The organism is uncultured Caballeronia sp., from assembly GCF_964243625.1.
In the GTDB taxonomy this organism is placed as follows: domain Bacteria; phylum Pseudomonadota; class Gammaproteobacteria; order Burkholderiales; family Burkholderiaceae; genus Caballeronia.
Genome location: NZ_CAXTGZ010000134.1, coordinates 1 through 13,057, shown reverse-complemented (window position 1 = coordinate 13,057; position 13,057 = coordinate 1). Strand labels below are relative to the sequence as shown.

12 protein-coding genes and 1 pseudogene are annotated in these 13,057 nt (G+C 61.1%); 4 read left to right on the top strand and 9 right to left on the bottom strand.

Features of this window, described 5'->3' with window-relative positions:
• Positions 1-44 precede the first annotated feature (44 nt).
• From ACFFAR_RS11730 to ACFFAR_RS11705, 6 genes are all read right to left on the bottom strand, one after another.
• On the bottom strand, positions 45-1,280 hold the full coding sequence (locus ACFFAR_RS11730; RefSeq protein ID WP_062170761.1) for an ABC transporter substrate-binding protein: 1,236 nt from the start codon (positions 1,278-1,280) through the stop codon (positions 45-47).
• Positions 1,281-1,350: 70 nt separating this feature from the next.
• Positions 1,351-2,730 carry a GH1 family beta-glucosidase gene (locus ACFFAR_RS11725; RefSeq protein ID WP_174362436.1) on the bottom strand — a complete coding sequence of 460 codons (1,380 nt, stop codon included), beginning with the start codon at positions 2,728-2,730 and terminating at the stop codon, positions 1,351-1,353.
• A gap of 192 nt (positions 2,731-2,922) precedes the next feature.
• Positions 2,923-3,288, bottom strand: coding sequence for a type II toxin-antitoxin system VapC family toxin (locus ACFFAR_RS11720; RefSeq protein ID WP_086382849.1), 366 nt, complete (start codon positions 3,286-3,288; stop codon positions 2,923-2,925).
• A gap of 282 nt (positions 3,289-3,570) precedes the next feature.
• The gene (locus tag ACFFAR_RS11715) at positions 3,571-4,200 is read right to left on the bottom strand and encodes an SDR family NAD(P)-dependent oxidoreductase (RefSeq protein WP_375507912.1); all 630 of its coding nucleotides are present in this window, start codon (positions 4,198-4,200) and stop codon (positions 3,571-3,573) included.
• Complete coding sequence (locus tag ACFFAR_RS11710) at positions 4,172-4,363, bottom strand: SDR family NAD(P)-dependent oxidoreductase (protein ID WP_375507911.1); 192 nt, start codon at positions 4,361-4,363, stop codon at positions 4,172-4,174. The genes ACFFAR_RS11715 and ACFFAR_RS11710 overlap by 29 nt, the downstream gene beginning before the upstream one ends.
• Positions 4,364-4,458: 95 nt before the next feature.
• Positions 4,459-5,652, bottom strand: a complete 1,194-nt coding sequence (locus ACFFAR_RS11705) for a GAF domain-containing sensor histidine kinase (protein WP_062002896.1) — start codon at positions 5,650-5,652, stop codon at positions 4,459-4,461.
• 183 nt (positions 5,653-5,835) lie between these two features.
• Here ACFFAR_RS11705 and kaiC point away from each other — a divergent pair, with 183 nt between their 5' ends.
• The 4 genes from kaiC to ACFFAR_RS11685 are packed head-to-tail and all read left to right on the top strand — an operon-like array spanning position 5,836 to position 9,867.
• Complete coding sequence (gene kaiC / locus ACFFAR_RS11700; RefSeq protein ID WP_174362435.1) at positions 5,836-7,518, top strand: circadian clock protein KaiC; 1,683 nt, start codon at positions 5,836-5,838, stop codon at positions 7,516-7,518.
• Positions 7,515-7,826 carry a circadian clock KaiB family protein gene (locus tag ACFFAR_RS11695; RefSeq protein WP_174362434.1) on the top strand — a complete coding sequence of 104 codons (312 nt, stop codon included), beginning with the start codon at positions 7,515-7,517 and terminating at the stop codon, positions 7,824-7,826. The genes kaiC and ACFFAR_RS11695 overlap by 4 nt, the downstream gene beginning before the upstream one ends.
• Complete coding sequence (locus ACFFAR_RS11690; RefSeq protein WP_174362433.1) at positions 7,823-8,203, top strand: circadian clock KaiB family protein; 381 nt, start codon at positions 7,823-7,825, stop codon at positions 8,201-8,203. Before ACFFAR_RS11695 ends, ACFFAR_RS11690 begins: the two co-directional genes overlap by 4 nt.
• A gap of 5 nt (positions 8,204-8,208) precedes the next feature.
• Entirely contained in the window at positions 8,209-9,867 is a 1,659-nt protein-coding gene (locus ACFFAR_RS11685) for a response regulator (protein ID WP_174362432.1), read from the top strand.
• 6 nt (positions 9,868-9,873) lie between these two features.
• On the opposite strand, the gene ACFFAR_RS11680 is transcribed toward ACFFAR_RS11685, so the two are convergent.
• The 3 genes and pseudogenes from ACFFAR_RS11680 to ACFFAR_RS11670 form a co-directional block, all read right to left on the bottom strand.
• Positions 9,874-10,749 (bottom strand): hypothetical protein, encoded by an 876-nt coding sequence (locus tag ACFFAR_RS11680; RefSeq protein ID WP_174362431.1) that lies wholly within the window; start codon positions 10,747-10,749, stop codon positions 9,874-9,876.
• Positions 10,750-11,062: 313 nt separating this feature from the next.
• Positions 11,063-12,130 (bottom strand): helix-turn-helix domain-containing protein, encoded by a 1,068-nt coding sequence (locus ACFFAR_RS11675; protein ID WP_174362430.1) that lies wholly within the window; start codon positions 12,128-12,130, stop codon positions 11,063-11,065.
• Between the two features lie 250 nt (positions 12,131-12,380).
• A pseudogene (locus ACFFAR_RS11670) lies at positions 12,381-13,057 on the bottom strand (ATP-dependent DNA helicase); the annotation flags it as partial.

The window sequence follows — 13,057 nt, the reverse complement described above, 5'->3', positions numbered from 1 at the left end:
AGCGCGCAGGGCCTTGCTGGCAGGCGCATACACCCTGTCTGCCATCAGCTCTTCAGCCCGCTGGCGAAGGCCTTTTGTGCGTCCTCGACCGACTGGTTCTTGTTCCAGAAGTTGGTGATGACGTCCTGCAACGCGCCATTGATATCCGGCGGCGTCAGCATTTCTGGATTCGGCAGTTGCCGCGACTTGTCCTTCATGATCGCGATACCCATCTTTGCGCACATGTCGAGACTCGAATCATCGATGTCGGAACGGATCGGAATCGATCCCTTCTTCGCGCTGAACGCAACCTGCGCAGCCGGCGATGTCATCACGGTCGCAAGCAGCTTTTGCGCCTTGATCGCGTTGGCATCGTCGGTCTTGGGGAACACGAATGCATCGCCTGCAACCAGATACGGCGAATGCGGACCGAAGCCCGGGAAGCAGCCGAAGTCCTTTCCTGCAGATTGTTTCGCCGCGACGAACTCGCCCTTCGCCCAGTCGCCCATGATCTGGACACCGGCCTTGCCCGAGATCACCAGCGCCGTTGCGTCGTTCCAGTTGCGTCCCGGCGAACCCGGATCGATGTAGTTATGCAGCCGCTTGAACTGCGTCAGCACTTTCTTGAAGGCATCGGATTTGACCGCGTTGACATCGCGATCGCGATAGATCTTCAAATACAGATCAGGGCCGCCGACATCGGCGAAAACGGCATCGAAGGTGATCTTCTCCTGCCAGGCCTGACCACCCAGCGCAAGCGGGATGATGCCGGCTGCTTTCAGCTTGTCGAGGTCCGCGATGAATTCATCGTACGTGGCGGGCTCTTTCGTGATGCCGGCCTTCTGGAACGCCGGCTTCGAGTAGAAGAACCATGCCGGCATATGGATGTCGACGGGCGCCGCGTAGTAGTGACCGTTCGACTTGATACTCTCGATGATGGATGGCGGGAAGTTCTTGTCCCAGTTCTCCTTGGCGGCGACATCGTCAACGTTGTTCAGCAGGCCTTGATCGATGATGTCGTGGAATTGCTTTGATGTATTGAACTGGGCGGCCGTCGGCGGATCCCCGCCCATGATGCGGTTCAGCGCGGTCGAGCGCGCCTGGTCGGCGCCGGCCACCGCGTTGTCAACCCACAGGCCGCCGGCCTTGTTGTAGGCATCGGCGAATTGCTTGATGGCGGCTGATTCGCCACCTGACGTCCACCAGTGGATCACGGTGGCTTTCAACGGATCGGCGTGCGCCGCGCTCGTGGCCGCGACGGCCGCAATGACGCTGACAACCAACTTCTTCATGCGGTTCATTGAGTCTCCTCCGGGCTGTCTCGCCCATATGGTCCAACGGAATCTGCATTGATGCTGTGCTTAGGATTACTTACGCACGGGCGTTACGCTCCTCGAGGAACTTCGCGACGAGTTCGGCGCTGCGTTTGAACGTGCGCTTCTGCGTCTTGTAGTCCACATGAACCACGCCGAACCGACGCTCGTAACCAAAGGCCCACTCGAAGTTATCCATCAGCGACCAGATGAAATAACCGCGCACGTCCACCCCCGCCTTGATCGCGCTGTCGACGGCGGCGAGGTGGCGTTTCAGGAACGAGATGCGTTGCTCGTCGTTCACCTGGCCATCGATCACCTGGTCATCCGACGCCATGCCGTTCTCCGTGATGTAGATTGGCGGCAACGACGGATAGGTCTTGTGGAATCCGATCAGCAGGTCGCGCAGTCCATCGGGATAGACTTCCCAGCCCATTTGCGTGCGCTCGACACCTTGCAACGGCACTTCGGTGAAGCCATGCGCGCCATCGCTTTTTACGTTGCTGCGGAAGTAGTAGTTGATGCCAAGGAAATCCAGCGGTGCGCCAATGGTATCCATGTCGCCATCGAGGACCAGCGGTTCAGTACCGGGCCACAGTTCGAACAGTTCTTTCGGATAGGACTTCTTCAAGAGCGGATCGAGCACCCAGGCGTTGTGCTGGACTTCGAACAGGTGTGCGGCGTGTTTGTCGGCAGCGCTGTCAGTTTCGGCCGAGCTTTTCCCCATGTTCGCAACGATTCCTTTCAGCGAGCCGGGATCGTTTGCGCGCAGCACCTCGACGGCCTTGCCGTGCGCGAGCAGCAAGTGATGCATCGCCTGGCATGCGTATCGGCCGTTGGCCAGGCCCGGCGCATGATGGCCGTTGCCGTAGCCGAGGAACGCGGAGCACCACGGTTCGTTGAGCGTGGCCCATGCATCGACCTGGCCCTTGAGTTCGCGGCTCATCAAGTCCGCGTATTCCGCAAACCGATAAACAATGTCGCGATTCAACCAGCCGCCGCGATCTTCGAGATACTGCGGCAAATCCCAGTGATACAGCGTGACGAAGACCTTGAGCCCCTTCTCTTTCAGGCGCCCGACCAGCTTCTTGTAGAAATCGATGCCCTTCCGGTTCGGCTGCCCTGCTTCGTCCATCACGCGCGGCCATGCAATCGAGAGCCTGTAGCCGTCGACATTGAGCGCCGACAGCAGATCGAGGTCCGCTTCCCAACGATGATAGTGATCGCATGCCACTGCGCCGGTGTCGCCGGCGAGCACCTTGCCGGGCGTGGCGGAAAACGTGTCCCAGATCGATGGAAGCCGGCCGTCTTCATCAACGGCGCCTTCGATCTGGTACGAGGCAGTCGCGGCGCCGAGGAGGAAATCTCGCCGCCAGAGGGCGGAATCGGCGGGTGGGGAAAACGGATCGCTGGAAATAACGGATGCGTCAGGTGCCACGGAAACTCCTGTAGATCGGTGGAGTGGAAGCGCTTCCACAAGCGCTTGCGAACGATAGCAGCGCCGATTAAACAGGGACAATCCGGGTTTGTATGGATGCGAGGGGGAAGTGCGGGGAAGAGTCCGGATGAGGGTGAGCAGCGCAGGTCGTTGGTAATAACGTGGCCAGCATCAGCCACATTAACGTTCACATCACAGAGCGTAGGGCACGCGCACACCAGGTTGATCTGGCGAAAAATCTTTCGTGTTGCGTGAGACTAGCAGCAGCGAATGCGCTTGTGCCGATGCCCAAACGATCGCGTCCGGAAGTTTCACACGATGTTTCTGACGGAGCTCGACCGCCCGCGCTGCGATCTTTTCGTCGATGGCAATGACACGAAATGTGTTGAGCCACGCACGAAGCTTTTCCTCACTGTCAGGCGCAGCACCAACCATGATTTCCATCCACGTGATCAGGCTGATTGCTCTTGACTCGTAACGGGTCATTTCGGTCTTGGCCGCGTCGATCCGGTTCAGATAGTCAATGAGGATGCAAGTGTCGAATAAAGCGTTCACCATTCGGACCGCAGCCTCTCTTGGTACGCCAAACCATCCGTTTTCGTGTTCTCCCATAGGCCGAAAACGTCCGTAGCGAGAGCTGGCTTGCGCCGCGCAATGTACGAATCAAGCGCGTCGCGAATAACAGCAGCGCGCGCTCGTTTGTCCACTTCAGCAATTTGCGTTATATCGCTCAACTGCATGTCGGTTAAGTCAACAAGAATTCGGCTCATGATCATCCCCATATATGATATCTACATCATATATCACCCTGTGCCGAGTAGCAAGTTGCGCGATGCGGCTTCATATCGTCGCCACCGATCCCGAATCGACCCGATAATTACTGCCGTTCACAAAACTCGCGCGCTCGGAGCACAGGAAGACGATAACCGCCGCCACCTCCTCCGCTTTCCCGCGCCGTTTCAACTCCATGAACGGGCGCTCTTCATCGAGGAAACTTTTGACGGCGTCGTCGAAACTCTTACCGTTTTCCTTTGCGCGCTTGTCCATCATCGCGTCGGTCATGGGCGTTGCAATGAACGCCGGCGACACCGCGTTCACAAGTACGCCCTCCTTCGCATACGTTTTCGACAACCCTTTCGCGAGGCTCAGTACACCCGCCTTGGCGGCGCAATACGGCAGCTCGTCCACATAGGGCTGCACGGCATCCTCGGAGGCGAGCAACACAATCCGCCCCCACCCGCTCCCCCGCATTTCATCGATAAAAGCGCGCACCAGGCGCACCGGCGACATCAGGTCCGTATTCAGCGTATCGATCCAGCCTTGCTCATCGATCTCGTGGAACATCCCGGTCGCCCCCGTCACGCCGGCAGCGTTCACGAGAATCTGCGGCACGCCCACTTCGCCGAGCACGCGCCTTTTTAGCAATGCAACCGCGGCCGGGTCAGTCAGGTCGGCCGCGAACGCGCGCACACCGTGACCGAGCTTTCGCGCCGCTTCGTCGAGTGAGGATTGATTTTTTGTCGGTGATGACGACCTGGGCGCCTTCGGCCAGCAATTGCTCGGCGGTGCTGAAACCGATGCCCGAATCTGCGCCGGTGATCAGCGCAATACGTCCGTTGATACCAAGATCCATGGTGCTCTCCCGTTCCCGTTGAACGCGTTCGCCGGTGGCGACTGTCCGTCAGCGCAGCAGGAGGGATTCAGCAAAAACGGTGCCTCTGGAAAACCTTATCCGGCGCACTTCACAGGAATCCGCGCGACAAAACGCGTCCCCGCATCTGTTGACGAACTCACCGAAAGCGTCCCGCCGTGTGCCTTGACGATCTGCGAACAGATGTATAGCCCTAAGCCTAGGCCGCCGCTCGGCTGACTGGTCGAGGACCGCCAGTACGGCTCGAAAACCTTTGCGAGTTCGTCGAGCGCAATGGGATGGCCCCCGTTTGCAACGCTGATGACCAGATCGTCGGTATGAATTGCAGCATCGACGTGCACCGGCTGTTCCGGCGCGCCATGAGTCAGCGCGTTGGCAAGCAGGTTCGACAACAACTGCTGCACGCGGCCCCGGTCGCAATCGATACTGCCATCCACGTCGATATGTTCCAGCACAATGCGCCCGGGGTTCGCCGTGCGCAATTCCGCGACGACATCGGCAAGCGCATCGGACATGTCACTGGCAGGAGACAGCGTCACGCCCAGTCCGCCGCCAAGCCGACCTCGCGCGAAGTCGAGGACGTCGTCGATCAGCCGCGACATGCGTTTGGTCGTTGCCCGCAGGCGCGTCCCCAGCGACACAATAGCCGGGTCGTCACGGCGCGCCAGCAACTCTGCGGTCGCGCCAACAGCCGCCAGCGGGTTGCGCAGATCGTGACCAAGCACTGCGATGAACTGCTCGCGTAACTCTGCGGTCGCGCGTTCGTCGAGAAGCGCGGCTTCGGTCGCCGAACGCTCTTTTTCGCTCTCGAGTTGCAATGCAATCAGCTCGGCGAAGAGCGTGAACATGGTGAGCGTACGGGTGTCCGACACCACCGCCGGACGCGGATCGATCGCACAAAGGTTGCCAAAATATTCACCATTCGGCAGGATGATCGGCACCGAGATATAACTTTCGATGTTATAGATACGCGGCGTATGGTGGTTCTGGTAGAGCGGATCGGTGCTCGCGTGGTCGACCGTGATCGGGGCGCGCAGAGCCCTCGACTCGCTGCAAAGCGTGGTGTGAACGTCGAGCTGGCCGCCCGCCACGAGACCGAATTGAATCGTGTCGTGAACGGCGCACGCGGTCCAGGTTCCTTCGGTGACGCGCGCGACCGCCGCGAATCCGAGACCGGTGTTTTTACAGATTACGCTCAGCATGGATGGCACTGCGCCGATGCGCGCCACCGCAGCTACGTCGCGGGCGATATCTTCGTCGCGATCACTCATGGACGCGCGTTAAGGTAATAAAGAGCTGCATGGGGTTCAAAATTTGGCTTCGGGTTTCCGGAAAAATCGACATTACCATGTGCTGCACGATACAACATGTCGGGCCAATCTGACCGTTTTGCGAGTACCACCAAGGTAAAAATCATTGATGTTTCCGCACTCAATCTCATACGAAGAAGACCAATGACCGGAGCAGTCCTTTCCAAGTCGCCCACGGGCATTTCGGGTTTCGACGACGTGACCCTTGGCGGCTTGCCTCACGGCCGTCCCACCCTGATGTGCGGCGCAGCCGGTTGCGGCAAGACGCTTTTTGCAATGACCTTCCTGGCCGAAGGCGTTCTCAAGTACGGTGAACACGGCGTGCTGGTCAGTTTCGAGGAATCGGCGGAGGACCTGGCGGCCAACGTCGCGTCGCTCGGATACGACGTGAACGCCCTGATCGAGCAAAAAAAACTTGCCATCGATCACGTGAAGATCGACCCGACGGTCATCGAGGAAACCGGCGATTACGACCTCGAAGGCCTGTTCGTGCGCCTCGATTACGCCATCCGGAGCGTGAACGCCAAGCGCGTGGTGCTCGACACGCTCGAAGCGCTGTTCGCGAGTTTCCCGAATCCCGTTCTGCTGCGCGCGGAGTTGCGGCGGTTGTTCGACTGGCTGAAGGAGCGCGATGTCACCGCAATCGTGACGGCCGAACGCGGCGCGGGCGGCCCGGGGCAGCTCACGCGCCATGGCATCGAGGAATATGTTTCCGACTGCGTGATCCTGCTCGATAACCGCGTCGAAAACCAGGTCAGCACGCGACGCCTGAGAATCGTCAAATATCGCGGTTCGGCGCATGGAACGAACGAATACCCCTTCCTCATCGATACCACCGGCATCAGCGTGCTGCCCATCACATCGGCGGGCCTGTCGCACGTCACGTCGAACGAAACCCCTTCCACGGGCATCGACGACCTGGACGGCATGCTGGGCGCGGGCGGCTATTTCGTGGGTTCGAGCGTGCTGGTTTCGGGGCTCGCCGGCACCGGCAAGACCACTTTCGCCGCCAAGTTCGTGGAAGCGCGCTGCGCGCTCGGTGAGCGCACCCTCTGGTTCGCCTTCGAGGAGTCGCCCGAGCAGATCGTGCGCAACATGCATTCCGTGGGCTTGGATCTTGCGCAGTACCTGGGGAAGTCCCTGCGGATCGAATCGGCGCGTCCGAGTTTCTTCGGGCTGGAAATGCATCTTGCGCGAATGGCGCGGGACATCGAATTGTTCAAGCCGACCGCCGTGGTCGTCGATCCGATTTCCGCGTTGCGCGGCGTCGACGCGGAAGTGCACGCGACGCTGCTGCGACTCGTCGACCTGCTCAAGGCGCACGGAATCACTGCAATTTTTACCAGTTTGACAAGCACCGATCAGGCGTCGAGCGTCAACGACCGCAGCATTTCGTCGCTGATGGACACATGGATCTCGTTGTCGCATGTGGAAACGAATGGCGAGCGCAACCGGCTCGTGTACGTGCTGAAATCGCGCGGCATGGATCACTCCAACCAGGTTCGCGAATACAAGATCAGCAACGAAGGAATCGCCATGGTGCCGGCCTATGTAGGAGCGCGGGGCGTGCTGACCGGTTCAGCGCGGCTTGCGCAGCAAGTTCAGGAACGCGATGAAATCGCCGCGCGGGAAGAAGCCGTGCAGCAAAAAGTGCGTGAACTCGCGCGACGCCGCAAAGTGGTGGAACTGCAGGTTGCCGAACTGCAATCGACGCTGGAAGCCGAAGCGGCGGAACTCGAGGCGCTGATTACGCAGCGCGACGAACGCGATCGCACCCGCGATGCCGATCGCGCAGACATGGCGCGGGTCAGGCAGTCAAAGCAATGACCGACCACGAACCGTTACCAAACGACGAGCCTTACCTGTTGCGCCTGTACGTGGCCGGGGAAACGCCGAAATCGCTCGCCGCAATCCGCAACCTGCGCGCATTGTGCGCAACGCATCTGGCCGGGAAATTTTCCATCGAAGTCATCGATTTGCGCGTGAATCCGCAACTCGCCGCTGCCGATCAGATCCTCGCCATTCCCACGGTCGTGCGACATTTGCCGTCGCCGCTCAAAAAAGTCATCGGCGATCTCTCCGATACTGAACGCGTGCTCGTCGGCCTCGACCTTCGTCCGGGGATCCGCTCATGAACGCAAGTCCTGCCGGCGCGGACAGCGGACTTTCGTCGACAGGGCCGCCATCGGCCCAGCTTGTGTTGCGCCTTTACGTCACGGGGAACACGCACCGCTCCACGCGCGCCGTGGAGAATGCCAGGCGTTTGCTCGAGGTCTACGCGGCGGGACGTTTCGAGCTTGAAGTCATCGATATCTATGTGCATCCCGAAGCGGCCATCGCCGCGCAGATCATCGCCGCGCCGACGCTGGTGAAGCTCAATCCCGGACCGCTGCGCCGGGTGATCGGCGACTTGTCGGACTCGAACAAGGTGCTCGCCGCGCTTGGCCTGAATGCATTAGACACCGCTGGCGCCGCGCCCCCCGCGCCCGAGAGCGCTTCCATCAAACCTTGACGCGCATGCCCGATCAATTCCGCGACCCACCCGTTGTATCGTCACTGGACACTGCGTCCATAGAAGAACTGCGCGAGCGGCTGCGCGAAGCGGAAGACACGCTCGACGCCATCCGCAGCGGCGCGGTGGATGCGGTGGTCGTCGGCAGCGACGAGGACAGGCGAATCTATACGCTCGAAAGTGCGGACCGGCCGTATCGTGTGCTGGTAGAGCAGATGCAGGAAGGCGCGGTCATGCTTTCCGGCGACGGCACGATCCTCTACGCCAACGAACGCGCCGTGCAGTTGCTCGACCGCGAAGTGGAGCATGTGGTCGGCCATGCCTTCAGCGCGTTTGTGCTTGAAGGACAACACGTACGGCTTGTCGAATTGCTGCAGGAAAGTGCAACCGGCACCGCTCGCGACGAACTCACGGTGTTGTCAGCGAGCGGCGAAACGCCGGTGTATTGCAGCTTCAAGGCGCTCGATGCCGAACGGGACCGCGACCGCCTGATTTGCGGCGTGATCTCCGACTTGTCCCAGCAGCGGCAGATGGAAGCGCGGTTGCACCAGGCGCAGAAAATGGAAGCGGTCGGACAGTTGACGGGCGGTCTTGCGCACGACTTCAACAACCTGCTGCAAGCCATTCACGGCAATCTCGAACTGGTGAAACGCGTGCCGGCCGATTCCGAGCGCGTGCTTCGCTGGACCGACAATGCCATGCGCGCGGTGAGCCGCGGCGCGAAGCTGACCGCGCAACTGCTGGCGTTTTCGCGCTCGCAGAAGCTCGAACTGAAAGCGGTTGCGCTCGCGCAGCTCGTGCACGGCATGGCGGATCTTTTCGATCGCACGCTGGGTCCATCGGTCGATCTGAGGCTGGAACTCACCGACGATCATGCGCTTGTCATCGCGGACGCAACGCAGCTCGAGCTCGCGCTTCTCAACCTCGCGATCAACGCCCGTGACGCCATGCCGTCGGGCGGCTTGCTGCGCATCGGGACGGTTTCGAAGACGATCACGGACGACGCCGATCTGGCCGATGGCGACTACGTGGAACTGAGCGTGGCCGACACCGGCACGGGCATGCCCGCCGATGTCGCCGCGCGCGCCTTCGAACCGTTTTTCACGACCAAGGAAGTCGGCGCGGGTACGGGGCTCGGACTGGCGCAGGTGTACGGGATCTGCCGGCAAGCGGGCGGCCATGCGCGTATTGACAGCAGTCCGCGCGGCACGCGCGTGTCGCTGTTCCTGCGCCGTTCGCCTGAAGCGCAGGCGGCGCCAGACCCATCGGCGGCGCTGATCGTCCAGGCCAGCAACGCCGGCGCGCCGCGCATCCTCGTAGTCGATGATGACCCGGATGTTCGCGCGTTCATGGTCGACACGCTGGTGTCGCTGGGGTATCGGGTCGAGTCCGCGGCGAGCGGGCGCGCGGCGCTGCACATGATGGCCGAAGCACAGCCCGACTTGCTGGTGCTCGATTTCGCGATGCCGCATCTCGACGGCGCGGCAGTGGCGAAACTCGCGCGTGAGAAAGGCTATGCCATGCCGATTGTGTTTGCCAGCGGCTACGCGGACAGCTCGGCGCTCGATGCCGCGATGGGCACCAACATTTCGCTGTTGCGCAAGCCCTTCTCGATCGCGCGGTTGTCGGCGGCGGTCGCCGCGGCGTTGTCGCTGGAACGCTGATTCAGTTCACCAGCGGCGCGATGCCGATGGTATGGCCACATTCGCAAGCACAGGGGCAATTGCTTCTTCGATGCCGGTATCGCCCCTTTGCCGCGCTTGCTCGGATTCTTCGGCAAGCCGGTTCACTTCCCATTCGCGCTGCCATTGCTCGACTTCCTGACGCCGTTCGATGGCGAGCCGCGCCTCCTCTTCCTCGTCGATCCACGCAGAGAACGTGGAGAATGCGCGTTCCATCGCTTCGTAATGGGCCGCCGGGCCGAAGACCGTGAACAGCAAACGCTCGCCGTGTCCGGGATGGGTCCAGTAGATCGCGAGTTCCTGATCGGCAACGGCGTCCGCTTTCGTGTATCGCGCGGCATGTCCGCTCGATATTGTTTCTGCCGCCGCTGCCGGCGCGAAATCGTTCCAGCGCATCATCTCTTCTTTCGATGCTACGAACTTCGGCGTTTGCGGTTTTTCATCGCGCGTGACGCGTTCCTTCGCCACGACCTTGACCGGCCAGTCGAAGCTGCCCGAACGCAGGCGCTGGAACTCGCCTGGAGCATCGCTGGAAATGAATTCCTTCGATACCCGGTTCACGTTCAGTGTGCGCGAAGCCAGCCGCAACATCAGATCGACGCCGCCGCCAAGCACGCGGATACGGCGTTCGTCCTCGCGGATTTCGGCGACGCACGGCGACGACACCGGCGACTCGCGCCGGTCGTCCATATAGCCATGCACCCAGAGAACCGCCAGCACGAGCAACGATACCGCGACCGCAACGTCGGTCTGCGGCGCGAGCACGAGCCCGGCAAACAGCATGGCGATAGCCACGGCGAATATGCTGATCTTCATGAACCGCCCAAGGGCGGAATCAGCCTGGAAGAAGGCAAGCAACCACATTGGATTTTCCCGGATCTTTTCTTTGTTTTGACTTCATATCCGCAGCCGGCATGCACGAAGGGTCTGGCTTCGCCCGGCCTGCGAAATGCACGATGCCTCGCAGAACACTGGATAACACTTCAAGGAAACGCTGCGGAAACCCCCGTTGCCGCAGCGCCCCTTTCTCTCACACACACGACCCCACCAGTTTCAGCAATGAATGATGCACGCGGCCTACTGCACCGCCCTCTCATTGCGTCCGCCTTTTCCACCCATTCCGTTTGCGACCTTCAGTACATGCCTACAAATGCCTTTGCTTTCGACTTCGCTTCGTTCACGCGCGCAGTTCGCGCACGAGCGCGGCCGTTTCTGCGCCGATGCTGCGAGCGTCTTGCGCGTCGCGCCTGCGTCGCGCATTCGCCGACGTGCGGATGCTCGTGACGCCGCTGGCAAAACACCTTGCGCGCGCTTCCGTCGGCGTGCAGCCAAACCGTTCCTTGAAAGCGCGATTGAACGTCGATTCGCTCATGAAGCCGACCGCACAGGCGATGGCGCCAATCAGATCGCGGGTGTGCATCGGCGATTCGAGGCGGCGCATGGCTTCATCGAGCCGGCGCGCGCGCACGTAGTCGGCCACGCCGCCCATCGGCTCGAAGAGCGCGTACAACGCCGTACGCGATACCTTCAATGTGTCCCGCAAGCGCGCCGGACCGAGATCGGGATCGGCGAGATTGCCTTCTATGTAACTGAGCGCCTGCGCCCGGACCATGGGCGTGAGGCGTGGGTCGCCGGACTCCTCGCGGCGCTCGGCGCGGCGCAGTACGCACGCGGCCAGGAAATCGAGCGTGGCTTCGCCGGCGACGCTCGATTCTTCGTCGTCCATCGATGCAGCCACGTTCGCGAGACTGCGCACGTGCGATGCAACCAGCCGTCCGATCGGGTCGGTGGCTTCCCATGACAAACCATGCATCCGCAGCAGTCCGCCGGTGCGCCGGTCGATTGCCTGGCGCGGAATCATCAGCGTCAGCATGGGCGCATCGCGGCTGATGCCTATGTTTTCGACCGCCAGGTCGCGCACGACCACGGAGCCGAGCGAGACTTCATGCGTATCGCGGCCGAACGTGGACAACAACCTGCCGTCGAGCAGGCAATGAACCAGGTAATGGTCCACGCCCGAGGTCGCGATCTTGCGCTTCGTGCGCTGGAACGCGACTTCACCGTGCGTGATGTGAGACGTGAGCAGCATGCCGCCTAGCGTCCAGCTTTCCTGGCTGGCCCTGAACGGAGTGACCGGCGTCTTCGGGCGCTGGATCTCGAACATGGCGTCGAGTCCCTCGCGCCAGATTTCCTCGGCATCGTTTTCCGCGAAATCGGCGCTGTCGAACTTGAGGATCAGTGGCATCGCTTTACTCTGCCTTTTTTATTAACCTGGCTGACTTTATATACCGGACCGGCAACAGTTTTGAAATAAAGCTGATTACCGGATGTTTCCTTTCGTTCAGGATGATTACCCGGTAACTCCGCACTTATTATCGGCTTTCGGCTGTAAAACTTTAGCGCGCGTTTAAAACGGCGGGATGACGAACGTGGAATCGAAAGTCACGCAAAAGCAGGCTGCAGCGCGCGCTGCAGGCTTTAAAAACCGAATCGAATCAAGATCCCGATAAAACCGGCATCCGATCGAAACTGCGCCGGACGAGATGCCATCGAACGCGTTCTTGCGATTCGTGATCGAGTTCTGTCAGAAAGCGCGTTTTCCCGGCAATAACGGCGCCCACCGGCACGCCATCACGATAAAGCACGCGATTACCCGGAATGGCGGGGACTTTCTCGCCCGGCAATAACGTTCCCGCGAGATTCAGCGGATCGACCGCGCTGATGGCGATCAGGCTGCCATCGGCGGGACGGTTGCGCATGTCGCGCAGAAGCGGCACGGCCTCGGGCAATGCAAATTGTTCACCCGACAAGCCGGCGACAAAACGGCCGCCGCGAATCTCGCCGCGCGCTTCCAGGCGGTGGAACACCCGCAGCAGGTCGCGCCACGGCGGCAGCCAGTCGGCCTCACGGTCGAGCAGACGCCAGAAGACGACGCCGTATCGGCGCAGCAGGGTCATCGCAATATGGTCGAGTGCCTCCGTCTTCTGCGCACCGTCCGTGCGTTGCAAGAGCGCCCAGCGCCCGGCATCGTCCATTCCGCCAATAAACATTCCCCCGCGCCGTGGCCGCCGCCCGAACGCGTTGCGTCGCGCCGCCGGCGCAAGCAATGCGCGCAGCCCCGCAAAGCTGTCCGCATTCACCCGTCCCAACGACACCAGTTCGCCCAGCGCCG